We start from the raw sequence: 25,206 nt of genomic DNA, 5'->3' as shown, positions 1-25,206 counted from the left end.
GGCGTCGGATCAACAGCGGTGTCGGATCAACAACGCTGTCAGATCAGGCTGCGGGGACGGATGGCGTTCGCGAGATCGACCAGGACGTAGCGATGCGCGCGCTCGGGGCACTTGCGGGCGAGTTCGCGAAGGGCGGCTTCGGTGCCGCGGCGCAGACCGTTCTCCGTGAACCGGCTGTCGAGGATCCGGCCGTGGTCACGCCGGGGGGATCGCCCGGCCCGGATCCATTCGAGGGCGGTGCCGAGAACCAGGGCGCGCATCTGCAGGGCGCGGCCCTCGTCGGCGGGCAACGACGACACACGCTTCGCGGCGTCGAAGAGGTCGGCATCGGTCAGCTCGTCGATGTTGCCGTGACGCAGCAAGATCAGCGCTGCGGTCATGTTCGCGACGTTGTGGTGTCGTGACGTGTGGGGAACCTGGTCGAGGACGTCGACCGCGTCGCCGGTCCTGCCGCTGCCCGCGAGTTGGCGGGCGAGGCCGAAGGCGGCACTGACCACGCTGTGATCGGTGCGCCACACCGTGCGGTAGAAGTTCTCGCAGAAGGCACGCCAGGACGCGGGATCATCGCTCTCCCAGTGTTCGAGCGTCAATTCCGCGGTGGCGGCCAGCGCGAGTTTGGGTGCGAGTTCACCCGGCAATGCCTGCAGCACCCGATCGAAGCGGGCGAATGCGCCTTCGTAGTCTTCTTGTAGCAGGGCAGCGTTACCGGCGTACCAGTCGATACGCCAATCGGCGCCGGTCTCTCGTTCGAGCCGGGTGAGGATCTCGATGGCTTGTTCGCCGCGCCCCAGATCCACATTGGCCCGCACTTCGGCGAGAGTGATCTCGCGGGAGAACGCGGCGTCGGTGGTTCCGGACACGCGCTCGAGTCCGTTGTCTCGGGCGTGCCGCAACGAGTCGAGGGTCTGCTGGGGTTCGCTGTGCACGGCTGCGGTGAGAAGGGCGGCACTCGGATCCGCGGGGTCGAGCAGCGGCACGGGCAGCGCCGCTGTGACGGCGCGAGGGGAGAGCACCACCGTACGATCGACTCCGTCGGCGAGCGCGTCGGTGCGAGCCACATCCTCGTCGGTGCCGAAGGTCGTGCGTTGCGGGCTGAACATCGTGGAGAACCCGGGATGTTCGGTGCGGGTCTGCTGCGACAGGATTTCACGGAGCACTCCGGTGAGCTGGCCGGCAACCTCGTCGGCCGACGAGAACCGCAGGGCTGGATCCGCGTTCGTCGCGCGCAGGAGCAGGCGGTGGAACGAGTCGAATTCGGCGAGCAACGGAGCCTTTGCCGGTGTGGGCAGTCCGTCGAGGTACCGGCCCTTCTCCGAGGGCATTTCCAAGGTGAGTACCGCGAGCGTGCGGCCCACGGTGTAGATGTCGCTGGCGACGGTGGGACCCGTCCGCACGATTTCGGGAGCTTGATATCCGGGGGTGCCGTACAGGTACCCGTAGTCCTCGATGCCTGCCACGGCGCCGAGGTCGATCAGTTCGAGTTGCTCGTCGGTCACCATGATGTTCTCGGGTTTGAGGTCGTTGTAGACGAGACCGATCTCGTGCAGATACTGCAGCGCCGGAAGAACTTCCAGCATGTAGGCGATGGCCTGCTCCACCGGCATCCGTTGTGGCTTCGAGTACGTGTCGAGGACTTCCCTCAGCGTGTGCCCGCCGACGTACTCCATGACGATGTAACCCATCGGCGTGCCGTCGGGGAGTGGGTGCTCGACGAAGTTGTAGATGCGCACGATGCTCGGGTGGCTGACTTCCGCGAGGAATTGCTGCTCGGCGACCGCGACGGCTTGCGCCTCCGCATCACCCGAGTGCAGCAGACCCTTGAGGACAACCCACCGATCGCTGACATTGCGGTCCACAGCGAGGTAGATCCAGCCGAGCCCGCCGTGCGCGAGGCACCCTTGGATCTCGTACTGGCCCGCCACGAGGTCTCCGCGCTGCAGGACAGGGGTGAAGGAGTAGGGCGACCCGCACCGCGGGCAGGTGCCCGCTGTCGGTCCCGGGCCGGACGGTGTGCTGCGCCCGACCGGTTCGCCGCACTTCCAGCAGAACCGTTTCCCCTCCGCGACATGCGGCGTGCGCAGCACGGCGTGCATCGGGTCCTGTGGCGCAGCGACCGGGACGTCGACCAGTCCTGCGATGCGGCGACGGCCCGTTCCGCGCGGCCGGGTACGCCGGCTCGAGGAACGCTGAGAGGGAATCGAACGCTCGGACGGACCCGTGGCCGGGAGCGGGGCCCGCTGCGTTCCCTGCCCCGGCGCGGTCTCGCTCTGCGCGCTCGTGGAAGCGGAGTCTGCGTCGTCGGGCGTGCGGTTGGCGGACATCACTTCCTCAATCCACGTACGTGGGTGCCGGTGGCTCCGGCGCGGGCCCCAGTACCGAAAGGTACCTGTCGTAGAGTGCGGTCCAGGTGCCGTCCGAGCGGATACGTTCCAGTGTGCGGTTGACGAACCGAACCAGGTCGTCGTTGCCCCGGGTGATCCCGATTCCGTACGGTTCCGTGCGCAGCGAGTCCCCGACGACTTCGACGTACGGGTCCTGGGCGGCGAAGCCCGCCAGGATCGTGTCGTCGGTGCTCACGGCGTCGACCTGCCGTTGCTGGAGCACCACCAGGCAGTCCGCCCAGGACGGGACCGTCAGAATCGACGCGGACGGCTGTACCTCGCGCATCCGCTCGAGCGAAGTGGTGCCGTCGACGATGCACACGCGTCGCCCCACGAGGTCGGAGACGTTGCGGATCCCGGAATTTCTGACCACGAGCACACGTTGCTCGGCGCGCAGATAGGTTGTGGAAAAGTCCACGAGTTCGCGACGCGCGCACGTGATGCTCATCGTCTTCGCCACGATGTCCACCGTCGAAGTCTGCAGCGCCTCCTCGCGCTCGGCGGAACTGAGAATCCGGAAATCGACCGATTCGGGACTGCCGAGGAGATCACGGGCGATTTCACGAGCGATGTCGACATCGAAGCCGGTGATGTCACCGGTGGTGGGGTCGCGATAACTCAGCAGATTGCTCCCGGCGTCGAGTCCGACGATCAGGCGGCCCCGGGCGCGGATCGCGTCGAGGGTCGGTCCGGAGTCGGCACCGTTCGGGCGCAGGCTCGCGGTGGGGTCACCGCATTCCGGTGAGGCGGATGTCGGCCCGGACGGGTCGGCGATCCTGGCGCCTTCCGGAAGCGGGAAGGTTCTCTCGGCGGTCTCGACGACGGATGGACCAGGGGAAGGCTGTGTGCCGCAAGAGGATACGAGAGCAGCAGTGGCACACAGTGCAGCGGCGAAGGCGGAGGTGCGGCGCGATCTCATTGGTACTCCCTGATCCGTCGCCACAGTCCGATGCCGCTTCCCGTGAGCGCGATGACGACGAGGATCACGGCGGCCGGAACGAGCCCCGACAACGTGCGGGAGGCACGGGACTCGTTGTCGCGTAGTTCGGTACGTGATTCTGCGATGGCGGTCGAGAGGGCACCGTCGAGTGTTGTGAACTGTGCGGTGGATTCGTCCGGGCCGGGTCCGATCACCAGGACGACGGCGGCCTCGTAGTCGCCGCGTTCGAGAGCGTCCGTCGTGCGCGCATGAGAATTGATCCACGCGTCGCGGGCTGCCTGCGCACGCTGTACCGCTTCGGCCCCGGCTTCGGTGGGGTCGGCGCCGCCGTACCGTTCGAGAAGTTCCCCGAGGCGGGTGATCCGCTCGCCGTACGTTCCGTCGTACGCGCCGGTGGAGTGGCGTTGCGCCAGCAGCAGCGTTTCGGCGGTGCGTGACTGCTGGGCGAGGATTCTGCTCTCCGTGAGGACCGCGAGCGGTTCGGCGCCCTGTTCGAGTGCACGTTCGGTGGCGTCGGAGGACACCAGTCCCGCGACGAGAAGCCAGGCGAGCAGCGACCCGGCCGCGGCGATGGCCACCAGCAGACCGAGATTGAACGTGCGGCGGGTTTTGCGGCTGACCAGCATGTGAACCGCGACGAGCGCGGCGACGGTGACGAGCAGCAGTCCGATCGCCGGCCAGGGTGGCCGCACCGCGGCACGCTGAGTGGCCTCGACCGCGGAGATCCCTTCCGACTGCAGTTCCTGCGCCGCGGGAAGCAACACGGACTGCATCATGTACGACGCTTCACCGAGGTAGGCGGAGGCGACGGGATTGCCGACGCGCGAATTGGCGCGCGCGGTCTCGATCAGCCCGGTGTAGACGGGCAGCATGCGTCCGATCTCGGTGAGGTTGCGGGTGCTGTGGGCCTGGTCCGCGGTGAGACCGGCCGCGGCGATCACGAGATGGTCGGAGGCCTCGGCGAGGGCGTCGAGATAACGCTCCCGAACCTCGGCGGGCTCGATGCCCCCGGAGATGAACCCTGTCACCGCGGCGGCGTCCGCGACGGACAGCGCGCTGTACAGGTTTTGGGAAGCGTTCGCGAGCGGTTCGGTCGTCGCGAGGAGCCGGCCGTGCGTGTCCTGCCGTGCGCCCACGAGTTGCACCGTCACCACGCACGACGCGACGAGCAGGACGGCGAGCACACCCGCGAGGACCGCGAAGAGCACGGGAGTGGACTGCAACGTGCTGCCGCGTCGGCGGGCAGCGCGTACAACCGGGTTTTTGGGATCCTCGGTACGCTGGTTGTGGTTCTCGACCGGTAGAACAGTAGGGGTCAGGCGAATATCCACCGCATAACCCCCCTTCTCAGGTTGCCGGTTTTGTGGAGCATATAAGCAGCACGCGAAAGAATGTGCCGACCACGGACACGGGATCTCCTCGCCCGAGCACTTCCGTGACGGCTGGGACCAGGGAGCGGACAGGATGCGCGGTGACGGGGACGGCTGGGCCGTCGGGCCGGACGGTGACAAGCGGTGGGGACGGCACGGTGCCGCCGGATTGCTCCTGCGCGCGCCGCTTCCGGACGGGACTCCCGCTGTTCTCCTGCAGCACCGGGCGGCGTGGAGTCATCAGGGCGGAACGTGGGCACTGCCCGGCGGCGCTCGCGACTCGCACGAAAGCACCGTCGACGCGGCGGTCCGCGAAGCGCACGAGGAGGCCGGGATCGAGGTGACGGCACTCGCCGTGCGTGCCGTGCGGGTCACCTCCGGGTCGGTGGGCGGGTGGACCTACACCACGGTCGTCGCCGACGCTGCTGCTCCGCTCGACACCACGCTCAACGGTGAGAGCACCGAACTCCGCTGGGTGCCCGAAGAGCAGGTCGGCGAGATGCCGTTGCACGCGGGTTTCGCGGAGGCGTGGCCCGCCCTGCGCACCCGCCCGGTACGGATGCTGCTCGACACCGCGAATGTCCTCGGCTCGACCGGGCCGACGGGCTGGTGGCGAGATCGTCCGGGCGCGACGAGTGCTCTGCTCGCGAATCTCGCCGCCGTCCTTCCCCGGACCGTCGAGCTTCCGGACGGCCTGTTCGGGTGGGTGCCGCAGGTCGAGGCGGTCCTCGAAGGAGCTGCCCGCGGTGCGGCGACGGACGACGCCCGCATTCCCGTGCACACCGCGGAGGGGAGCGGAGACGACGAACTGGCCCGCCTCGCGGCAAGTACTGCGACCGCGGTCGACCCGGGGGTCACGGTCGTGGTCACCGCCGACCGCGGACTTCGTGACCGGCTTCCCGGCAACGCGGTGACACTGCCCCCGTCCGCTGTCCTGGCGTGGCTTTAGAGCGCGGCGGCGTTCACGGTGTGGGCAGCGCGGCTTTCAGCGCCGCTGCGGCGGCGCGCGGATCGGCGGCCTCGGTGATGGCCCGCACGACGGCGATCCGGGTGGCGCCCGCGTCGAGGACCTGAGGCAGCCGCTCGAGATCGATCCCGCCGATCGCGAACCACGGCCTGCGCGGATGCGACTTGTGGACCTCTCGCAGCACGCTCAGACCCGCTGCCGGACGACCCGGTTTGGTCGGGGTGTCCCACACCGGACCCGACGCGAAATAGTCGACTCCCTCTTCGATGTCGGCGAGCGACGCCTGCCCGCGGGTGCCGGTCGACCGGCCGATCACGATGTCGTCGCCGAGGATGCTTCGCGCATGCTCGACCGGCAGGTCGCCCTGGCCGAGGTGGAGGATGTCGGCACCCGCGGCAAGGGCGATGTCGGCTCGGTCGTTGACCGCCAGCAACGCACCGTGGCGCGCGCATGCGTCGGCCAGGATGGACAGGGTTGCGAGTTCGTCACGCGCCTCGAGCCGGCCGTACTTCTTCTCACCCGCCGAACCCTTGTCGCGCAGCTGAACGATGTCGACACCGCCGGTCAGCGCCTCGTCGATGAAACGGGCGAGGTCGCCGGTGTCGCGGCGCGCGTCGGTGCACAGGTACAGCCGGGCGGTCGCGAGACGCCCACGGGGGTCGGGATGGTTGCCGCGGTAGGTGGTCACGGTCAAGACGGTAACCTCTCGGGTAGACGAGATACGACACGGGAGTCCCGAGGTACACGGGGCTGAGAGGGGGCCTGCCGGCCCCGACCGTTATGACCTGAACCGGATCATGCCGGCGCAGGGAGTGAGGTGGACCGATGACAACAGTGGCAGTCGTGGGTGGCGGAGTGATCGGTCTGTCGATCGCGTGGCGCGCGGCCCGCTCGGGGTATGTCGTCACCGTCCACGATCCGGATCCCGGTTCGGGTGCGTCCTGGGTGGCAGGCGGAATGCTCGCCCCGTTGTCCGAAGGGTGGCCCGGCGAAGGCCACGTCCTCGAACTCGGTGCCGCGTCGCTGCAGCGCTGGCCCGAGTTCGCGGCACTCCTCCGGTCCGGGACCGGCATCGACCTGGTGACCTCCACCGCGTCGATGACGGTGGCTCTCGACGCCGCAGACGCCGCGGACCTGCGCACGGTCGCCGAGTGGGTTCAGGCGCAGGGCCACGAGATGCGGGTGCTCTCCCGTGCGGAGGTGCGAGACCTCGAACCGTCCCTCGGGCCTCGCATCCGTCTCGGTTTGCTCGCGTCGGCGGAATTGTCCGTGGACAACCGGGCGCTCGTCGTCGCCCTGCGTCGTGCCGCTGTCGATGCCGGTGTCCGATTCTCCGAGGCGCCGGTCGCCGACCTCGCCGACCTCGCCGCCGATCGCGTGGTGCTCGCGGCCGGTTCCGCCTCCTCCCGGTTGTGGCCGGCCCTGCCGGTACGGCCCGTCAAGGGCGAGATCCTGCGGTTGCGGATGCGCCCCGGAGCGACGCCGCTTCCGGAGCGCACCATCCGGGGCAACGTCCACGGCAGACCCGCCTACCTGGTACCCCGCCGTGACGGTCTCGTGGTCGGTGCCACCCAGTACGAGGCGGCGGATACGCAGGTGACCGTCGCGGGGGTGCGCGACCTGATCGCCGATGCGGAGGCACTGCTGCCGGCGATCGGCGAGTACGAACTCCACGAGGCGAGCGCGGGACTGCGCCCCATGACACCGGACAACCTTCCGCTCATCGGGCGGTTGTCGGAACGCGTGATCGCCGCGACGGGACACGGCCGCAACGGCGTGCTGCTCACACCCCTGACCGTCGACGCGGTGCTCGCAGAATTGTCCGAAGATCCCTTGTCCGAGGTGAAGCATGCTTCCCCTCAACGATTTACGGAAGTGGTAGCGCAATGACCAACGGAACCGGGTCGAACCGAACTCAGGTGGGCGTCACCGTCAACGGTGAGGACAAAGACTTCGCGGTGGCACCGACGATGTCGGAACTGCTGGCAGGCATGGGGCTGCCCGAGAAGGGCCTCGCCGTCGCAGTCGACGGCGTGGTGTTCCCCCGCAGCCGCTGGAGCGAGCGGGTCGCCGCGGGCGCACAGATCGAGATTCTTACGGCGGTCCAGGGTGGCTGAATTCCTCGACGGCCCTCCCGGCGACCCGGCCGCGGACCTGCCCCCGTTGACCATCGCCGGTCGCACCTTCGGGTCCCGGCTGATCACCGGAACGGGCGGAGCGGCGAGTCTCGCTGCGCTGGAAGACGCGCTGGTCGCGTCCGGAACCGAACTGACGACCGTCGCGATGCGCCGCGTCGATCCGACATCGGGCACCGGTGTCCTCGACCTGGTGCGCCGGCTGGGGATCGCGCTGCTGCCGAACACCGCCGGTTGCCGCGGCGCGAAGGAAGCCGTGCTCACCGCGCAACTCGGACGTGAGGCGCTCGAGACCGACTGGGTCAAACTCGAAGTCATCGCCGACGAGCGGACACTGCTCCCCGACGCGATCGAACTGGTCGCGGCTGCCGAACAACTGGTCGACGACGGATTCGTGGTCCTGCCGTACACGACGGACGACCCCGTGCTCGCGCGCCGGCTCGAGGACGTCGGCTGTGCCGTGGTCATGCCGCTCGGCTCGCCCATCGGGACGGGCCTGGGCATTGCGAACCCGCATCACATCGAGATGATCGTCGAGGCGGCCGGGGTGCCGGTGATCCTGGACGCCGGAATCGGCACCGCATCCGACGCCGCGCTCGCAATGGAACTCGGTTGCGACGCAGTGCTGCTCGCAACCGCGGTCACGCGCGCGAAAGAACCCGCGTTGATGGCCTCGGCGATGCGGCACGCGGTCGAAGCGGGATTTCGCGCACGCCATGCCGGACGGATTCCGAAACGGTTCTGGGCGCAGGCGTCGTCGCCTCTCGAACCCTGACGACGGGGCGGTAGCTGCGCGCGCGGTCCCGATCGTGCAGAGTATGGCCCATGATCGAAGTGACCGGACTGACCAAGACCTTCGGGTCCACGACCGCGGTCGACGATGTGACGTTCACGGTCCGCCCCGGCATCGTCACCGGGTTTCTCGGCCCCAACGGCGCCGGGAAGTCGACGACGATGCGCATGATCCTGGGCCTGGACCGCCCGACCTCGGGCAGCGCGCTCATCGGAGGCAAGCCGTATCGCAGCCTGACACGGCCGCTCCAGACGGTGGGAGCGCTCCTCGACGCGAAGTGGGTGCACCCCAACAGGACGGCGCGTGCGCACCTTCGGTGGCTCGCGGCGTCCAACGGCCTGCCGGCCTCCCGCGTGGACGAGGTGCTGCGCCAGGTCGGTCTCACCGAAGTCGCCGGGAAGCGCGCCGGTGGGTTCTCTCTCGGCATGTCGCAGCGGCTCGGTCTCGCCGGGGCGCTGCTCGGCGACCCGCAGGTGCTGCTCTTCGACGAGCCCGTCAACGGGCTCGACCCGGAGGGCATCATGTGGATCCGGCGCTTCATGCACGCCCTTGCGGCAGAGGGTCGCACCGTGCTGGTGTCGAGCCACCTGCTCTCGGAGATGGCACAGACCGCCGACCATCTGATCGTCATCGGGCGGGGACGCCTGATCGCCGACACGTCGGTGAAGGACTTCGTGGACCGGGCCTCCGAATCGGTCGTCGTGGTGCGCAGTCCTTCTGCCGGCGAGCTGCGCAGCGCCCTCACCGAGCGGGGGTACACCGTCCGCGAAGAGGACGGGGCGCTGCTGGTGCCGAACGTGGGCATTGCCGAGGTCGGTGAACTCGCCGCGTCGCGATCACTCGTGCTGCACGAACTGTCCAGCCGTAACGCGTCGCTCGAAGACGCATTCATGAAACTCACCGGGGGCCACGTGGAATTCCACGGCACCGGAACCGACGACGTCATGAAAGGCGGACTGTGATGGCGGGGACCGTGCTCGACACGCTGCGGGCCGAACGGATCAAACTCACCTCGGTGCAGTCGCCGTTGTGGTGCACGGTGGTGATCGTCGCGCTCGGGCTGGGCCTGGCCGCGGTTCTCGGTTCGGTCGCGCGCAGTTCGCTCACCGCGGACGACGAACTGATGCAGTTCTATCCCACTGTCGACGTCGCCGTCAGCGGTGTCACGGGATTCGGCGTGTTGGTGCTGATGATCCTGGCAGCACTGTCGGTCACCAGCGAATACCGGTTCGGCGTCATCCGCACGACCTTCCAGGCCACGCCCAACCGGACGCTCCTCCTGACGGTCAAGGCCGCGCTCATCGGTGTGCTCGGCGCGATTCTCACCGGCGTGCTCGGTCTCGCGTCGTTCCTTCTCGCGAAGATGCTGGCGGGACCGGATGCCGGACGAGATCTCGTACTCAGCGGCGAGCCGGCGTGGCGGGCGATCTACGGAATTCCGCTCTACGCGTTCCTCTGTGTGGTGCTCGCGATCGGTGTCGGTACGCTGCTGCGCCAGTCCGCCGGGACGATCGCGCTGCTGCTGCTGTGGCCACTGCTCATCGAGTCGCTGTTCGGATTGTTCGGATCGGTCGGACGTGAAATCCAACCGTTCCTGCCCTTCGCCAACGCCAACAACTTCCTCAGCATGGAGCAGGGCATCGAATTCCACTGGGGTGCATGGGGTTCCCTCGTGTATTTTGCGGTTTTCACGGCTGTGGTGTTCGCTGTGTCACTGGTCGTGGTGAACAAGCGGGACGCCTGAGCACCACGCGCGGACCCCACCGGTCGATTACGCTCTGCCCATGGCGCGCGGACGGTGGGGACGGGCGGGGTTGTCGATCGCGGTAGCGGTCCTGTCGGTCGCGGGATGTGCGGCCGACGACAGTACCGAGGGCGGTGGTTCCGGCAGCGGGGGTTCCGGCAGCGTCGATTCCCCCAGCGGGCAGGCACCGCCGTCGCTCGACCCGTACGCGATCGCCGACCGGGTGCAGATCGAGGCGGTCACCGCACATCTGAGCGAACTCGAACGCATCGCCGGCGAGAACGACGGCAACCGCGCGCTCGGCACCCCCGGATACGACGCGAGTGTCGACTACGTCGCCGGCCGGTTGCGCGACGCCGGGTTCGAGGTGCAGACACCGGAATTCGACGTGACCGGGTTCGACGTGGAGACCGAGACCCTCGACATCGACGGCACCCCCGTGGGCGTGCGCGCGCTGGGCTTCTCGCCCTCGACCGGGCCGGACGGACTCACCGTGCGCCCCGTGCGGATTCCGGCCGACGAGACGCCGGGCTGTGAGCCCACCGACTACGACGGCCTCGACGTCTCCGGATCGGTGGTACTCGTCGACCGCGGTGCGTGCACGTTCTCGGTGAAGGAGCAGGTCGCCGCGGACCGGGGAGCGGCCGCGGTGCTGGTCGTCAACAACGAGGACGGGCCGCTGTCCGATGCGGGACTCGCCGAAGACGAGAAACCCCGGATACCTGTCGGAGGACTCGCCCGGCAGGACGCCGACACGGTCGCAGGGGCATCCTCGGTGAATCTGACTCTCGACACCACGACCGAGAGGCAGCGTTCGCGCAACGTGATCGCCGAGACCTCCACCGGCGCGGCCGACAATGTGGTGGTCGTCGGCGCACATCTCGACAGCGTCCCGGAGGGGCCCGGCATCAACGACAACGGCACGGGAGTCGCCTCCGTGCTCGAAACCGCACTGCAACTCGGCGCGGAACCGGATGTTGCCAACAAGGTGCGCTTCGCATTCTGGGGAGCGGAAGAAGCCGGGCTCGTCGGATCCGCTCGTTATATCGACGGATTGTCCGACGACGAACGCCGCGACATCGCGCTGTATCTCAACTTCGACATGCTCGGCTCCCCGAACCCCGGGTACCTCGTCTTCGACGGAGACGACTCCGACGGCGAAGGGGAAGGTCCCGGGCCGGAGGGATCGGCGGGGATCGAGCGGACGTTCGCACAATTCTTCGCGGAGCGCGGCATCACCGTGTCGGGCACCGATTTCGACGGCAGGTCCGATTACGGACCGTTCGTCGCCGTCGGCATTCCCGCCGGTGGGGTGTTCAGCGGTGCAGACGATGTGAAGACCGCCGAACAGGCGGAGCTGTGGGGCGGTACCGGCGGGGAGGCATTCGACCCGAACTACCACACCGCCGAGGACGACGTCGCGAACGTGGACCGCGACGCGCTCGCCGCAGCCGCGGCGGCCGTCGGGTACGGCACGGCGTTCTACGCGTTGTCGGTGGACGGGCCGGACGGGGTGCCCGTCGGCGACGCACGAGTGCAGGCACGCGAGGCGTTCACCGAGTAACCGGCACCGGCTGCGGTCACTTCTCCTGTAGCCGCCACAACGGGTTGACCGGTCCGTGTCCGCGCCCCAGGTCGTACGACCATTCGAGGCACTTGGTGATCCACTCCTTCGCGAACGCCACCGCGTCGGGCACCGACCGGCCGTGTGCGAGAGCCGAGGCGATCGCGGCGGCCAGGGTGTCGCCGCCGCCGTGATCGTTGCCCGTGTCGATCCGGGGGGTGGTGAATTCGAGGAACCGATCCCCGTCGAACAACAAATCGGTGCTCGACGACGACGTGCGCAGATGCCCGCCCTTGACGATGGCCCATTGCGCACCGAGAGCGTGCAGGGCCTCGGCCGCGCGCCGCGCCGACGGGTCGTCCACCACGTCGATGCCCGTGATGAGACGGATCTCGTCCAGATTCGGGGTGACGACGGTGGCCCGCGGGATCAACACCGAACGGATCGCGTCGAGTGCATCGGCATGGACCAGCGGGTCGCCGTGCATCGATGCGCACACCGGGTCGACGACGAGCGGTACCGGCAGATCGCGGCCGATGCCCATCTCGGTGCACACGGCGGCGACGGCTTCGATGATCGAGGTGGACGGGAGCATTCCGGTCTTGGCAGCCGAGATGCCGATGTCGTCGACGACGCACCGAACCTGTGCGGCGACGGTCTCGGCAGGAATCTCGTGGAACCCCTCTACTCCCACCGAGTTCTGCACCGTGACCGCGGCGACCGCGACGCACGCGTGCACACCGCACATCGCCATGGTCCGGGTGTCGGCTTGGATGCCGGCGCCGCCGCCGGAGTCGGTGCCGGCGATGGTGAGGGCGCGAACCGGCGTTTCACCGGCAGCTGACAAGGGCAGAAGTTCCACGGCGCTCACCCTACCGAGGCTGTGGGGGCTCACCCTCGGCAGCGGCTCCACGGCGGGCCCGTCACGAAAGAATGGGAGCTCGGAGGTTCTTGCAGGAACGTGTTCTATAGTGGTCCAGGTCACAGTTCGATCAGGAAAACACCGCTTGGAGATGCTCTTGGACACCAGTACGCCGAGCGCCGATGTGTCCGACAACGCCGACCAGAACCGCTTCGAACTGCGGCTCAACGGAGATCTCGTCGGCATACTCGGCTACTACGACACCAACTGCCCGTCCGGAGTGCCCGGGCCCTGCGATCCGATCGTGGACTTCATGCACACCGTGATCGTGGAAGACTTCGGTCACCGCGGACTCGCGGCCGTCCTGGTGGGCGGCTCCCTCGATATCGCACGGAAACGCGGCTGGCGGGTCCGGCCGATCTGCACCTATGTCCAGCGCTACCTCGACTCACACGGCGGTTACGAGAACGTCGTGGTCTCGCCCGGTCCGGTCGCGCGCAGGCGTGGTGCCTGACCTCCTCGCAGCCGGACTCACAGCCCAACTCCCTGCCACGGAACTCCGGGACGCCGCACTCCGGGACACCGACCTTCGCTACGCGGGTTCGTCCGCCAGATCGACGATGACCGGAGCGTGGTCGCTCGCGCCCTTGCCCTTGCGCTCGTTGCGGTCGATCTCGGCGCCCGTGACCCGTGCGGCAAACGCGGGAGAACCGAGCACGAAGTCGATCCGCATGCCCTGCTTCTTGGGGAACCGCAACTGCGTGTAATCCCAGTACGTGTACACCCCTGGGCCCGGCGCATGCGGGCGCACCACGTCGGTGAACCCGGCGTCGGCGAACGCATGGAAGGCGTCGCGCTCGGGCTGCGAGGTGTGCGTCTTGCCCTCGAAGAATGCGGGGTCCCAGACGTCGTCGTCGGTGGGTGCGACATTCCAGTCGCCGACGAGGGCGATCTGCTGATCGGGATCGGCGGAGAGCCACGCCTGCGCGTCGGCCCGCAGCTTCGCCAGCCAGTCGAGTTTGTAGGCGTAGTGCGGATCGTTGAGGTCGCGGCCGTTGGGCACGTACAGGCTCCACACCCGCACACCGCCGCACGTCGCGCCGATCGCGCGGGCTTCGAGCGCGGGAGAGATCTCGGGATCCTTGGAGAAGCCGGGCTGGTCTTCGAAACCGACCTGCACGTCCTCCAGGCCGACACGGGAAACGATGGCGACGCCGTTCCATTGGCTCAACCCGACGTGCGCGACCTCGTAGCCCAGTTCTTCGAACCGCTCCGTCGGGAACTGCTCGTCCTTGCACTTCGTCTCCTGCATGGCGAGCACATCGGTGCCTGTCCGCTGCATCCAGTCGACGATCCGGTCGGTCCGGGCCCGGACCGAGTTCACATTCCACGTTGCCAATCGCACGCCCACACTCTAGGGCAGGGGTACGACGCGACGGTTACGCGCGATCGGCGGACGACGGAGCCGGCGGTTCGGTCGCGTACGTGTAGTGGTGATGGTCGACGAACCCGAGTTCCCGGTACATCGTGCGCGCGGCCACGTTCTCGTCGTGGACCTGCAGATAGGCATGGGTGGCTCCGGCGTCGCGGGCCCAGGCGAGCAGCGACCCGCACAGCAGGGTCCCGAGGCCGCGGCGCCGGTGCTCGGGGGCGACCTCCACCGCGGAGAGTCCCACCCAGCGGCGACCGTCCGGGGCATGGGTCACCGCGGCCCGCCCGATGGCGAGTGGCGGTTGCCCGGGCGCTCCGATCCGGCCGAATCCGAGGGTTCCGGCGGCGACGGCGCCGAGCACGGCCTGCCCGACCGGGGGAACCGTGCCGTTCCGGTACAGCGACAACCATTCCTCGTCCGGTTCCCCGGCGACCGCGACGGGTACCGGCCCCTCCGGCAGCGGCACGTTCTCGAGATCCGCACCCATCACGACCACTCTGTCGCCGGTGGGCCAGCCCTGCGGAATCCGGGCCAGCCGGTCGGGGACGAGGAGACGCAGCGGAAGGCCACGCGCGGCGAACCAGTCGCGCAGGCGTGCCCGCACCTCGGGATCGGCAGGGTCCGCGACGGTGCCGGGAGCCCCGATCGGGGTCGCCGAGTTGGCGCGGCCGGTGAAACCGCCGCCCGCCCGCAGGAACCAGCCGTCGATCCACGCTTGCTCCAGGCCTGGCCATCCGGCTGCGGCGGCATGTTCGAGCGACCGGATCTCGGAGGTCCGGATCGGTCGTGCGGCGATCTGCTTCACGGCCACCACGGCGCTCGGCGAGACCTGCACAAGTCGCTTGTCCGCGGTGCGCACCGCCACGACCGGTTCCATCGAGACGAGTTCGCCGATCACATCGGTCATGGGATGGCTGTATCCCGCGGGGAGGCGATAGCGCAGCACCACACGGCTGCCGAGCGGTACTGCGGGTACGGCAGGTTCGTCAGTCGTCATCGTCGTGCCCGAACGGGTCCTCGACCGTTCCGGGCATCCACGTCAGACCGGGAGTTCCCCATCCGGCACGCTTGATGGTCTTCTTGGCTGCGCGCGCGTTGCGGCCGATCAGCACGTCGACGTAGAGGTACCCGTCGAGGTGGCCGACCTCGTGTTGCAGCATGCGCGCGAAGAAGCCGTGGCCCTCGATCTCGACGGTGTTGCCGTCGGCGTCCGTTCCGGTGACCTTCGCCCACTCGGCGCGGCCGGTCGGGAAGTTCTCGCCGGGCACGGACAGGCACCCTTCGAGGTCGTCCTCCGGGTCCGGCATCGTCTCGGGGATCTCGGACGTCTCGAGTACCGGGTTGACGACAACTCCCCGGCGGCGCGCGACGTGCCCGGATTCGTCCCGGTCGGGGCAGTCGTAGACGAACAGGCGCTTGGCGACGCCGACCTGGTTGGCGGCGAGCCCGACCCCGTTCGCGGCATCCATCGTCTCGTACATGTCGGCGATCAACTGAGCGAGCTCGGCGGGGGATTCCGTCACCGGTTCGGTCGGGTTGTGCAGGACGGGGTCGCCGACGATGACGATCGGAAGAATGGCCATGGTGGAACAGGATAGTGCGCGTCCGAGGTGCTCGTCGGGCCGGTACGTGTCGGAACCGCGTGGTTGAATTACGGTCGGAAACACACAGGTGTAATTGTCGCCCGAGTGATCCGGGCTTCGAGGAGTGACATGGACGGCGCAGCAGCGCACGATGGGGGCCGGTCCGGTGCAGAGCCCCAGCGCAGTGACGACGAGATCGCCGGCGCGGCTGATCCGAATGCAATCGGAGACGACGGCCTGAGCCGGCGCGACCACGACATTCTGGCTTTCGAGCGGCAGTGGTGGAAGTACGCCGGCGCCAAGGAAGAAGCCATCAAGGAACTGTTCGGCCTCTCCGCGACCCGCTATTACCAAGTGCTCAACGCGCTTGTCGACCGGCCGGAAGCTCTTGCCGCCGATCCCATGCTGGTCAAACGGCTCCGTCGGCTCCGGGCGAGCCGCCAGAAGGCACGCGCCGCACGACGCCTCGGATTCGAAACGACGCGTTAGCCGAGCGTCAGCGCGTGAACCGTCGGCCAACTATGGTCGAACGCGTGAGCAGAACCGCCGAGAAACCCAACCGAGCACCCTCGTCGTCGGGGCCACCCCTCCGGGCCTTCGCGATGGTGTTGATCTCCCTCGCAATTCTGTTCGCCGGGATCGGGATGGCGTCACTCGGCGGCTCCGACGACGAGGCGACCACCACCGCGAGCAGCGAACCCTCCGAGGCCGCTCCGTCGGCGTCGGCAGCGAGTGCGTTCGGCGGCGCGGCATCGGCGGCACCCAACGCAGCGCAGCCACCCGCCGCGACGTCGGCTGCCCCGGCCACCACCACCCCCGAATCGTCGGCGGCGGCAGCGCCCGCAACTCCGGCGCCCGTCCGCGTCCTCAACAACAGCAACGTCGCCGGCCTCGCCGCCCAGACGGCAAGTCTGCTCGAGGACGAAGGCTTCACGATCGAGGACACGGGCAACTACAGCAACGGCACCGTCGGTATGACCACCGTGTACTACGGGACGACACCCGGCGAGGAGGAAACCGCGCTCGAGGTCGCCGACGCGCTCGGCGTCTCCGCGCAACCTCGCCTTCCGGGACTTGCCGACGAAGCCCCAGGCGTGATCGTCATCGTCGCTGCGTCGTAGACGGACCGACGGTGCCGCACGCGACCGATCGGGCTTTCCGGTAGCAGGGCAGGAGCGGCGCGCGGGGTCCCGGCTATGATCGGTTTACTTTTCGGCACTTCGAAGGAGCGGTTTGATGGTCTCCAGTTCCACCCGTCGCATGTCTTGGCGTGCTCTGGCCCCGATTGTCGCGATCGCTGCCGTCGGCCTGACCGCATGCTCGAACAACGAGGAACCGACCGACGTGCCGGGTACGACACCGCCGGTGTGGACCGGTTCCGCTGCCCCCGGCGACTCCCACGGGGACTCCCACGGCAGCGAATCCGGAGCAGGCGGAGCGCAGGCCGGCAGCGCGCAGGGCGGCGGCGCCGCAGGTGCGGCCACTCTGACCGCCGGCCTGAAGGCGGTCGACGGCGCTGATGCAGGCACCGTGTCCTTCGCCGAACAGGACGGTGGCGTGCAGGTCACGATCGACGTGGAGGGACTCGCGCCCGGCTACCACGGTGTCCACGTCCACGCGGTCGGCAAGTGCGAACCCGAGTCGGTCGCTCCCACGGGTGGCGCACCGGGAGCATTCCTGTCCGCCGGCCCGCACCTGCAGGTCGAAGGCAGCACCTCCGTCCCGGAGAGCGGTGACCTGGTGTCGGTCGTCGTCCACGAAGACGGAACGGCGACCACGACCGTGACCACGAACGCGTTCACCCTCGAGGATCTGCAGGGTGAAGAAGGTACCTCGGTGGTCGTGCACGAGGACAACCTCGGCGTCCGCCAAGCGTGCGGCGTAATCGAGTGACGTTTCCCCGGAGACCGCACACGCGGTAATTCCACTCACAGGGCCTCGCGGGCATGATCGGTTCGCGGGGCCCTTGTGGTTGGATCGAATCGTGGCAGTCGAGTTTCCGGGTTCTCCCCGTCCGACAGTAGGCGTGGAGTGGGAGATCGCCCTGGTCGACAAGACCACCCGCGATCTGTCGAACAGTGCAGCGGACGTGTTCGACTCCGTCGGCAGGATCGCAGGTGAGACACCGCGTCTGACGAAGGAGTTCCTGCGGAATACGGTCGAACTCGTCACCGACGTCCACGACACGGTGGGCGAAGCGGTCGACGACCTCTCCGAATCGCTGTCGCTGTTGCGCCGCGCCGCGGACCCGCACGGTGTCGATCTGATGTGCGCGGGCACCCACCCGTTCGCGCAGTGGACGGACCAGATCGTCACGAGCGCCCCGCACTACGACGAAATGATCGATCGCACCCGCTGGTGGGGCCGGCAGATGCTGATCTGGGGGGTGCACGTCCATGTCGGCGTGTCGTCGCCGCACAAGGTCATTCCGATCCTCAACGCCCTGCTCGTGAAGTATCCGCACATGCTCGCGTTGTCGGCGTCGTCGCCGATCTGGGCGGGATACGACACCGGTTACGCCAGCAACCGGGCACTGATGTTCCAGCAGTTGCCCACCGCCGGTCTGCCCTACCACTTCTCCGACTGGGCGCAGTACGAACGCTTCATCGAGGATCAACTCAAATCCGGGGTCATCAACACTCCCGGTGGGATGCACTGGGACATCCGGCCCGCCCCCAAATGGGGCACGATCGAAGTGCGGGTCTTCGACGGCATCACCAACCGCGCCGAACTGGCGGCACTCGTCGCGTTCGTCCACTCGCTCGTCGTCTACTTCGACGAGTGTCTCGAGCGCGGTGAAGACCTTCCGATCCTGCAGCCGTGGCACGTCAAGGAAAACAAGTGGCGCGCGGCGCGGTACGGGCTGGAGGCGGAGGTGATCCTGGACCCCGAATGTCACGAACGCCTCGTCACCGACGACCTGCACGACCTGCTCGAGCAGATCACACCGACCGCTGCCCGGCTCGGGTGCGCCGACGAACTGGCACGGGTCGCCGACATCCCGGTGCGCGGAGCGTCGTATCAACGGCAGCGACGTCTCGCGGAGGCTACGGGAGGCGATCTCGTGGCCGTGGTGGACTCGCTGGTCGACGAACTACGGGCCTGAACGCCCCCGCCGGTCAGGTTCCGTCGCCGGGGAACTCCTCTTCGAGCAGTCCGTCCCGGCCGAGCTGTTCCCGGTAGGCGATGCGTCCCACCCGGTGCGCGATCACCGGTGCGGTCAGCACCATGAACATGCCGGCGAGCGCCATCATCCAGATATCCACCGACCCGCGCAGGATCAGCATCGCCCCGCCGAGCACGAAGAGGAGCCCGATCACCTGCGGCTTCGTCGCGGGGTGCATCCGCGAGAGGGTGTCGCGGAAGCGCACCACCCCGATCGCCGCGGTGAACGAGACGACTGCCCCGATGAGAATCAGGATGTGGCCGATCAGGTCGAGAACTGTGCTCATTGTTCGTCACGCACCCGGAAGCGGGCGATGGATACCGACCCGATGAATCCGACGAGCGCCAGCGCGACGATCGCGGGCGCGACGGTGGTGTCGCGACTGTAGACCGCCCAGACGGCGAGCCCGCAGATCGCGATCGCCAGCAGGGCGTCGACACCGACCAACCGGTCGAGCGAATTGGGGCCGCCGAAGGCCCGGTAACAGATCAGGACCGCCGACACGAACAAGAGCACGCCGGAGATCACCAGCAGCACGGTCATCAGATACTCTCCGTTCCGCTTCGCCAGGGGCTCGGCTGCCATTCGGAATCGCGCTCGAACGTCCTGATCAGGAGGCGTTCGATCAGTCGTGCCGAACGGTAGAAGTCCGACACCGCGCGGTCGGTGCTCACGTCCAGGACGTGGACGTACACGATGCGGCGCACCTGGTCGATCTCCAGAACCATGGTGCCGGGGATGTTGTTCATGATGTCCGTCCACAGTGTGAGCACCAGGTCGGACTTGATGGTCAGACGGCAGCGCAGGACACCGGTCACCGGAGGTGGCGCCGGACGGATCGCGAGCCAGCCCACGGACACCGTCGAGCGCATCGATTCGATGAAGATGTACATACCCAGCCGGACTGCCGACAACAGGTGCACTCTGCCCTCGACGGGAACGCGCGGGAGCGGTAGCAGCACCATGACGATGATCGACACGACCAGTCCGCCGAGGATGTTGGCGATACTGAAGGTGCCCCACAGCAGCACCCACACGAAGGTCATCCAGCCGAGCACGAACAGCCTGACGACGTTGGCGCGTTTCATCATCGTCCGTCACCTCCCAGCACGGCTTCGATGTACACCGAGCGGTCCAGCAGGTTCTCGGCGGCGCGGTGGCTGATATCGAGAAGCGGACCCGCGAACACCGTCAGCGACACGCCGATCGTCACGAGCCAGATGGTCGGCACGAGCATCGCGCGGGGCATCTTGCCCACGTCCTCGCGCTCCTCGAGAAGGATGTCCGTTTCGGATTCGTCGATGAGCGCGGAGGGACCGATGTCGGCGAGTTCGCCCTCGGGAGCGTCGGCGCGGGCCCGCCAGAACGCCTTCGTCCAGATCCGCGCCACGACGTACAAGGTGAGAAGACTGGTCAGCACGCTGCCGCCGACGAGCAGCCACGCGAGAACCGAGCCGTCCTCGGCGCCGGCCTGCAGCAACGCGACCTTGCCGATGAATCCGGAGAACGGCGGGATGCCGCCGAGATTGAGCGCCGGGATCAGGAACAACACTGCGAGCAGCGGGCTGGCGAGGGCGAGCCCGCCGAGGCGGCGCAGCGATGCCGAACCGGCCTGCCGCTCGATCAGGCCGACGACGAGGAACAGGGTCGTCTGCACGAGAATGTGGTGGCCCACGTAGAACACCGCGCCGGCCAGGCCCGTCTCGGACGACAGCGCGATACCGAACACCATGTAGCCGATGTGGCTGACCAGGGTGAACGACAGCAGACGTTTGATGTCGTTCTGGGCGATCGCGCCGAGAATGCCGACGACCATCGTCAGCAGGCCCGCCACCATCAGCACCCCGTCGAGTTCACCCCCGGGGAACAGCAGGGTGTGGGCACGGATGATCGCGTAGACACCCACTTTCGTGAGCAGCCCGGCGAACACGGCGGTGACGGGTGCGGGAGCGGTGGGGTACGAGTCGGGAAGCCACGACGACAACGGGAACACCGCCGCCTTGATGCCGAACGCGACGAGCAGGACGCCGAAGATCGCCGCACGGGTGCCTTCGGGCACGTCGTCCATCCGGACCGCCATCTGGGCGAGGTTCAAGGTGCCCGTCGCGGCGTAGGCGAATCCCATGCCGGCGAGGAACACCATCGACGACACCATCGACACCATCACGTACGAGACACCGGCCCGGACGCGGTCGGCGCTCGCCCCGATGGTCAACAGCACAAACGATGCCGCGAGAAGTACCTCGAATCCGACGAACAGATTGAAGAGGTCACCGGCGAGGAACGCGATGTTCACGCCCGCGGTGAGAGCGAGATAGGTCGGCAGGAAGATGGAGACCGGCTGTTGTTCGTCGCCGTCGTGGATGCCCTGCCCGACGGCGAAGAGCATCACCGACAGCAAGACGATCGCCGACACGACGAGCATCAGCGCAGCGAGACGGTCGACCACCAGGGAGATACCGATGGGTGCTTCCCACCCGCCGACCTGCATCACTTCGATGCCGTCACGGTCGGCGAAGTACAGCAGCGCAACCGCGACGACGAGCGTCGCGACCAACGCGAACACGGTGATTCCGCGCTGGGCACGCGGCCGGCGGCCGAGGATCAGGGTGACGGCGGCTGCGAGCAGCGGGATGAGGACGGGTAGCGGGATGAGGGCGGCCGAGGTCAATATCATCGGCGATCACCCTCTCCGTGTGTGTCGTCGTGCCGGTCGCTGTCCTCGCCCGAACCGCTGGTGTGCGGTTCCGCACCGCTGTGGATCGGGTCGTACGCGGAGTCGGTGGGGTCGTCGAAATCGCCGTCGTGCAGGTCTTCGTACACCTCGAGGTCCTCGATGTTGGTGAGTGCCTCGAGGGGAATCGGGTTGCCTTCGGCGTCGAAGGCGTCGCCGCTTTTGCTGGGCTCGCCGGTGAGCGGGTCGTCGGAGCGGTCGCGCACCGGCGCTTCCGCCGGACTGCGCCGCCGCGACACCAGGGTGTCTTCGGGGTCGTTCTCGATCTCGTCGCGAGCACGGAAGGTGTACGACCGGTACGTCAGGGCCAGCACGAACGCCGCGATACCCATCGTGATCACGATGGACGTCAGGATCATCGCCTGGGCCAGCGGGTCGGCCATGTCCTCGTGCAAGTCGCTCTCGGTGCCGACTATCGGGGCTTTGCCCGACGGGCCGGAGAGCGTGAGGATCAGCAGATTGATGGCGTTGCCGATGAGGAGCAGCCCCAGCAGCATCTTGATGATGCTGCGTTCGAGGAGCATGTAGACACCGCACGCGGCGAACACGCCGACGACGCCCATCAGGGTGAGGTTCGCGGTCATCATCGCTTTGCCCCCACGACCTCGGCGTCGAGTCGCGCGCCGAGACTGCGCAGCACGTCGAGGATCAGTCCGACGACGATCAGGTACACGCCGAGATCGAAGAACAGGGCGGTCACGATCTTGATGTCGCCGAGCACCGGCAGGGTGAACTGCAGGGTCGCCGACGACAGCGCCGGGGCGCCGAGCAGCACGGACACCAGGGCCGTGCCGGCGGCGATGGTGAGACCGAGACCGAGGATCTTTCCGGCGTCGATGGGAACCGCCTCTCCGAGCTCGTAGCGTCCTCCGGCCAGGTAACGCAGCACGAGCGCCAAGCCTGCGACGAGCCCGCCGGCGAAACCGCCACCGGGGGCGTTGTGCCCGGAGAAGTAGAAGTACACCGACAGCACCATCATGGTGGGAAACACCAGACGGGTCGTGACCTCGAGGACCAGCGACCGGTATCGCGGATCGATGAGGTCACCGCCCAGCAGCCACGTCGTGTCGTTGTTTGCCGATGCCGCATCGAGCTGCGCGGCGGGCGCATCCGACACGCGGGGTGCGGTGCCGAAGCGGCGGGTTCGGAACACCAGGCTGGCGACGCCCGTCGCGGCGACCAGCAGCACCGAGATCTCACCGAGGGTGTCCCAGGCGCGGATGTCGACGAGGAGCACATTGACGACGTTCTTGCCGTCGCCCATGTTGTACGCGGCGTCGGGAAGCAGCAACGAGATGGGGTCGGCGCTGCGCGCGGCGACCGCGTAGACACCGATACCCGTCACGACCAGGCCGACTGCGATGCCGAGCAGTGCCCGCGGCAGCCTGCTCTGGGCATCGGTTGCCGGGTCGGACTCGGGAGGCAGCTTCCGCAGCACCAACACGAACATCACGAGGGTGACGGTCTCGACGAGGAACTGCGTCAAGGCGAGGTCGGGCGCTCCGTGCATCGCGAAGAGCAGACCGAGACCGTAGCCGGTGACGCCGACGACCAGAACGCCGCCGAGGCGGTTGCGCAGCACGGTTGCGGTGATCGCGGCACCGGCGACGATTACGCCGACCGCCAGCTCCCACGGGGTGTCCCAGAGGCGCGTCTCCGGCATGGTGCCCACCCCGAACACGAACATGAGAATGGTCGGGAGCAACGTGAGCGTGACGAGGATCGTCGCCTGGGTGAGCGGCAGCGAACCCCGCTGGAGGAAGCCGGTGAGCCGCAGCGACAACAGGTCCATGCCGCGCAGCGTCGCGTCGTACATCCGGTCGGCGTTGCCGAGGGGCGGATGCTCGAACTTGAGTCGCGCGATGGTCCGGTGCGCGAGGAACAGTGCCGTACCGCCCGCGATCACCACTGCCGTGAGACCCAACGGCAACGTCGGCCCGTGCCACAGCGCGAGATGGTAGGTCTTCGAGAGCCCGGACGGCAGCGTGTCGGCGTACGGGGTGACCAGCCCGTCGATCCACGACGCGCCGAACCCGGCGGCGAGACCGGCGACGGCAAGCGCGGTGGGCGCCGACATCAGCAGCCACCCGGGAGCGTGCACGTTCTGCACCGCGGGACTCGGGCGCTTGAGTTGCTTGCGGCCGAACGCACCCCAGATGAACCGGATGCTGTAGGCGAGCGTGAGGATCGAACCGACCACGATGCCGGCGGTGGTGGCCACCCTCGCCCACTCGGGCAGGACGTCGGCGACGAGTGCGCCCTCGAGCGCAGCTTCCTTCGCGACGAAGCCGATGAGCGGTGGTAGACCGGCCATGCTGGCAGCGGCCAGCACCGCGACTCCGGCGAGCAGCGGCATCGCCTTGCCGAGGTGGGCGAGCTTGCGGATGTCGCGGGTGCCCGTCGAGTGGTCGATGACGCCCACGACCATGAACAGGCACGCCTTGAACATCGCGTGCGCGATCACCATGGTGAGCCCGGCCAGTGCCGCTTCACGACTGCCGATCCCGACGAGTGCGGTGAGGAAGCCGAGCTGACTGACCGTGCCGAACGCGAGGATCAGTTTGAGGTCGAAGGCCCGGAACGCTCGCCAGCCGGCGAGGATCATCGAGGCGAGACCGAGACCGATGACGATCGGTCGCCATGCGGCGCTGTCCGCGAAGCCGGGCGCCAGCCTTGCGACGAGGTAGATGCCGGCCTTGACCATGGCGGCGGCATGCAGGTAACCGGACACCGGGGTGGGTGCCGCCATCGCGCCGGGCAGCCAGAAGTGCAGGGGGACCACGGCCGACTTCGACAGCGCGCCGATGAGGACGAGCACGATGGCAACCCCCGCGAGCCAACCGTGCGGAGCAGCCTCCACGACCGCCGACAGGTTGTAGCTGCCCACCATCTGCCCGAGGATGATGATGCCGACGAGCATTGCGAGACCGCCGGCGGTCGTGACCAGGAGCGCCTGCGTCGCCGCACGGCGGCTCGATGCTCGCTCCGCGTAGTGGCCGACCAGCAGGAACGACAACACGGTCGTCAGTTCCCAGAAGGTGTAGAGCAGCAGCATGTTGTCGCTGACGACCAGGCCGAACATCACTCCGGCGAAGGCGACCATCTCCGCGGCGAACAGCCCGAGCCGAGGTTCGTCGTCGTCGAAGTAGCGGGAGCAGTAGAGCAGGATCAGCGATCCGATGCCGAGCACCAGCAGGCACATGATCGAGGCGAGCGCATCGAACCGGAGGTCGATATCCATCGACAGCGAGGTCGCCCACGGGATCTGCACCCGCTGCTCGGTTCCCCAGTTCGCGATGACCCAGCCCAGGCTGCCCAGCGGCACGAGTGCCAGCGGCAGGAAGGCGTTTCTCCCCATGACTCTGACCAGAGACGGCGCCAGCAGAGCGGCAACCGCGTGAGCGAAGAGTATGGCGAGCAAAAGGCACTCCGTCGGGGTCGAGCCAGGCGGCGGTGTCTGACTGTGCGGCGTAACACGTTTGTCAAGAAATACGGCACAATGCCGAAACGCGGGACGCCCCGACATGCGTTCGTT

General features: G+C 68.0%; 26 protein-coding genes and 1 riboswitch. Of the genes, 12 read left to right on the top strand and 14 right to left on the bottom strand.

What is annotated here, in order from left to right; all coding sequences use genetic code 11:
* Positions 1-38 precede the first annotated feature (38 nt).
* From ACFWBU_RS08810 to ACFWBU_RS08800, 3 genes are read right to left on the bottom strand one after another with little or no spacing between them, the layout of a single operon-like run.
* Positions 39-2,321: a tetratricopeptide repeat protein gene (locus tag ACFWBU_RS08810; protein WP_378528054.1), complete on the bottom strand. Its 2,283-nt coding sequence runs from the start codon at positions 2,319-2,321 to the stop codon at positions 39-41.
* A 7-nt stretch (positions 2,322-2,328) separates the two neighbouring features.
* Positions 2,329-3,300, bottom strand: a complete 972-nt coding sequence (locus ACFWBU_RS08805) for a glutamate ABC transporter substrate-binding protein (protein ID WP_378528053.1) — start codon at positions 3,298-3,300, stop codon at positions 2,329-2,331.
* Positions 3,297-4,652 (bottom strand): hypothetical protein, encoded by a 1,356-nt coding sequence (locus ACFWBU_RS08800; RefSeq protein WP_169651328.1) that lies wholly within the window; start codon positions 4,650-4,652, stop codon positions 3,297-3,299. Before ACFWBU_RS08800 ends, ACFWBU_RS08805 begins: the two co-directional genes overlap by 4 nt.
* Before the next feature lie 133 nt (positions 4,653-4,785).
* Here ACFWBU_RS08800 and ACFWBU_RS08795 point away from each other — a divergent pair, with 133 nt between their 5' ends.
* Positions 4,786-5,640, top strand: coding sequence for an NUDIX hydrolase (locus ACFWBU_RS08795; RefSeq protein WP_169619181.1), 855 nt, complete (start codon positions 4,786-4,788; stop codon positions 5,638-5,640).
* A gap of 13 nt (positions 5,641-5,653) precedes the next feature.
* Here ACFWBU_RS08795 and thiE read toward each other — a convergent pair whose 3' ends face one another.
* Positions 5,654-6,346 carry a thiamine phosphate synthase gene (thiE, locus tag ACFWBU_RS08790; RefSeq protein WP_378528052.1) on the bottom strand — a complete coding sequence of 231 codons (693 nt, stop codon included), beginning with the start codon at positions 6,344-6,346 and terminating at the stop codon, positions 5,654-5,656.
* A 28-nt stretch (positions 6,347-6,374) separates the two neighbouring features.
* Positions 6,375-6,489, top strand: a riboswitch (TPP riboswitch).
* On the opposite strand from thiE, the gene thiO reads away from it, so the two are divergent.
* The 6 genes from thiO to ACFWBU_RS08760 all read left to right on the top strand — a co-directional run bounded on the left by thiO (position 6,484) and on the right by ACFWBU_RS08760 (position 11,894).
* Complete coding sequence (gene thiO / locus ACFWBU_RS08785) at positions 6,484-7,548, top strand: glycine oxidase ThiO (RefSeq protein WP_169619185.1); 1,065 nt, start codon at positions 6,484-6,486, stop codon at positions 7,546-7,548. (Overlaps the previous riboswitch by 6 nt.)
* On the top strand, positions 7,545-7,775 hold the full coding sequence (gene thiS, locus ACFWBU_RS08780; RefSeq protein WP_169619187.1) for a sulfur carrier protein ThiS: 231 nt from the start codon (positions 7,545-7,547) through the stop codon (positions 7,773-7,775). Before thiO ends, thiS begins: the two co-directional genes overlap by 4 nt.
* The gene (locus tag ACFWBU_RS08775; protein WP_378528051.1) at positions 7,768-8,568 is read left to right on the top strand and encodes a thiazole synthase; all 801 of its coding nucleotides are present in this window, start codon (positions 7,768-7,770) and stop codon (positions 8,566-8,568) included. Before thiS ends, ACFWBU_RS08775 begins: the two co-directional genes overlap by 8 nt.
* A gap of 50 nt (positions 8,569-8,618) precedes the next feature.
* Positions 8,619-9,548 (top strand): ABC transporter ATP-binding protein, encoded by a 930-nt coding sequence (locus tag ACFWBU_RS08770; RefSeq protein WP_169619189.1) that lies wholly within the window; start codon positions 8,619-8,621, stop codon positions 9,546-9,548.
* Entirely contained in the window at positions 9,548-10,330 is a 783-nt protein-coding gene (locus tag ACFWBU_RS08765; RefSeq protein WP_296550903.1) for an ABC transporter permease, read from the top strand. The genes ACFWBU_RS08770 and ACFWBU_RS08765 overlap by 1 nt, the downstream gene beginning before the upstream one ends.
* A 40-nt stretch (positions 10,331-10,370) precedes the next feature.
* Positions 10,371-11,894, top strand: coding sequence for a M20/M25/M40 family metallo-hydrolase (locus ACFWBU_RS08760; RefSeq protein WP_378528050.1), 1,524 nt, complete (start codon positions 10,371-10,373; stop codon positions 11,892-11,894).
* A gap of 16 nt (positions 11,895-11,910) precedes the next feature.
* Here the strand turns inward: ACFWBU_RS08760 and thiD are convergent, their stop codons facing one another.
* Positions 11,911-12,756, bottom strand: coding sequence for a bifunctional hydroxymethylpyrimidine kinase/phosphomethylpyrimidine kinase (gene thiD / locus ACFWBU_RS08755; RefSeq protein ID WP_169619195.1), 846 nt, complete (start codon positions 12,754-12,756; stop codon positions 11,911-11,913).
* 157 nt (positions 12,757-12,913) lie between these two features.
* On the opposite strand from thiD, the gene ACFWBU_RS08750 reads away from it, so the two are divergent.
* Entirely contained in the window at positions 12,914-13,270 is a 357-nt protein-coding gene (locus ACFWBU_RS08750) for a GNAT family N-acetyltransferase (protein ID WP_169619596.1), read from the top strand.
* Positions 13,271-13,348: 78 nt separating this feature from the next.
* Here ACFWBU_RS08750 and ACFWBU_RS08745 read toward each other — a convergent pair whose 3' ends face one another.
* The 3 genes from ACFWBU_RS08745 to ACFWBU_RS08735 are packed head-to-tail and all read right to left on the bottom strand — an operon-like array spanning position 13,349 to position 15,771.
* Complete coding sequence (locus ACFWBU_RS08745; protein ID WP_169651326.1) at positions 13,349-14,161, bottom strand: exodeoxyribonuclease III; 813 nt, start codon at positions 14,159-14,161, stop codon at positions 13,349-13,351.
* 34 nt (positions 14,162-14,195) lie between these two features.
* Positions 14,196-15,185, bottom strand: coding sequence for a GNAT family N-acetyltransferase (locus ACFWBU_RS08740; protein ID WP_296550315.1), 990 nt, complete (start codon positions 15,183-15,185; stop codon positions 14,196-14,198).
* Entirely contained in the window at positions 15,175-15,771 is a 597-nt protein-coding gene (locus ACFWBU_RS08735) for a peptide deformylase (RefSeq protein ID WP_378528049.1), read from the bottom strand. Before ACFWBU_RS08735 ends, ACFWBU_RS08740 begins: the two co-directional genes overlap by 11 nt.
* A 129-nt stretch (positions 15,772-15,900) precedes the next feature.
* Here ACFWBU_RS08735 and ACFWBU_RS08730 point away from each other — a divergent pair, with 129 nt between their 5' ends.
* From ACFWBU_RS08730 to ACFWBU_RS08715, 4 genes are all read left to right on the top strand, one after another.
* On the top strand, positions 15,901-16,260 hold the full coding sequence (locus ACFWBU_RS08730) for a DUF3263 domain-containing protein (protein WP_169619203.1): 360 nt from the start codon (positions 15,901-15,903) through the stop codon (positions 16,258-16,260).
* A 32-nt stretch (positions 16,261-16,292) separates the two neighbouring features.
* The gene (locus tag ACFWBU_RS08725; RefSeq protein WP_378528048.1) at positions 16,293-16,892 is read left to right on the top strand and encodes a LytR C-terminal domain-containing protein; all 600 of its coding nucleotides are present in this window, start codon (positions 16,293-16,295) and stop codon (positions 16,890-16,892) included.
* A gap of 115 nt (positions 16,893-17,007) precedes the next feature.
* Positions 17,008-17,664, top strand: a complete 657-nt coding sequence (locus ACFWBU_RS08720; protein ID WP_378528047.1) for a superoxide dismutase family protein — start codon at positions 17,008-17,010, stop codon at positions 17,662-17,664.
* Positions 17,665-17,755: 91 nt separating this feature from the next.
* The gene (locus ACFWBU_RS08715) at positions 17,756-18,877 is read left to right on the top strand and encodes a glutamate--cysteine ligase (protein WP_169619208.1); all 1,122 of its coding nucleotides are present in this window, start codon (positions 17,756-17,758) and stop codon (positions 18,875-18,877) included.
* 13 nt (positions 18,878-18,890) lie between these two features.
* On the opposite strand, the gene mnhG is transcribed toward ACFWBU_RS08715, so the two are convergent.
* From mnhG to ACFWBU_RS08685, 6 genes are read right to left on the bottom strand one after another with little or no spacing between them, the layout of a single operon-like run.
* Positions 18,891-19,223, bottom strand: coding sequence for a monovalent cation/H(+) antiporter subunit G (mnhG, locus tag ACFWBU_RS08710; RefSeq protein ID WP_169651323.1), 333 nt, complete (start codon positions 19,221-19,223; stop codon positions 18,891-18,893).
* The gene (locus ACFWBU_RS08705; RefSeq protein WP_169619218.1) at positions 19,220-19,480 is read right to left on the bottom strand and encodes a monovalent cation/H+ antiporter complex subunit F; all 261 of its coding nucleotides are present in this window, start codon (positions 19,478-19,480) and stop codon (positions 19,220-19,222) included. The genes mnhG and ACFWBU_RS08705 overlap by 4 nt, the downstream gene beginning before the upstream one ends.
* A complete protein-coding gene (locus ACFWBU_RS08700; protein ID WP_169619597.1) occupies positions 19,480-20,025 on the bottom strand; it encodes a Na+/H+ antiporter subunit E in 546 nt (181 codons plus the stop codon). The genes ACFWBU_RS08705 and ACFWBU_RS08700 overlap by 1 nt, the downstream gene beginning before the upstream one ends.
* Positions 20,025-21,614, bottom strand: a complete 1,590-nt coding sequence (locus ACFWBU_RS08695; protein WP_169619220.1) for a Na+/H+ antiporter subunit D — start codon at positions 21,612-21,614, stop codon at positions 20,025-20,027. The genes ACFWBU_RS08700 and ACFWBU_RS08695 overlap by 1 nt, the downstream gene beginning before the upstream one ends.
* Positions 21,611-22,255, bottom strand: coding sequence for a Na(+)/H(+) antiporter subunit C (locus tag ACFWBU_RS08690; protein WP_169619598.1), 645 nt, complete (start codon positions 22,253-22,255; stop codon positions 21,611-21,613). Before ACFWBU_RS08690 ends, ACFWBU_RS08695 begins: the two co-directional genes overlap by 4 nt.
* Complete coding sequence (locus ACFWBU_RS08685; protein WP_378528046.1) at positions 22,255-25,092, bottom strand: Na+/H+ antiporter subunit A; 2,838 nt, start codon at positions 25,090-25,092, stop codon at positions 22,255-22,257. Before ACFWBU_RS08685 ends, ACFWBU_RS08690 begins: the two co-directional genes overlap by 1 nt.
* Positions 25,093-25,206: the final 114 nt, after the last annotated feature.

Source organism: Rhodococcus sp. NPDC060084 (assembly GCF_042730335.1).
Taxonomy (GTDB): Bacteria; Actinomycetota; Actinomycetes; order Mycobacteriales; family Mycobacteriaceae; genus Rhodococcus.
Note: the sequence above shows the minus strand (reverse complement) of the source record. Positions and strands in the feature narration are given on the sequence as shown.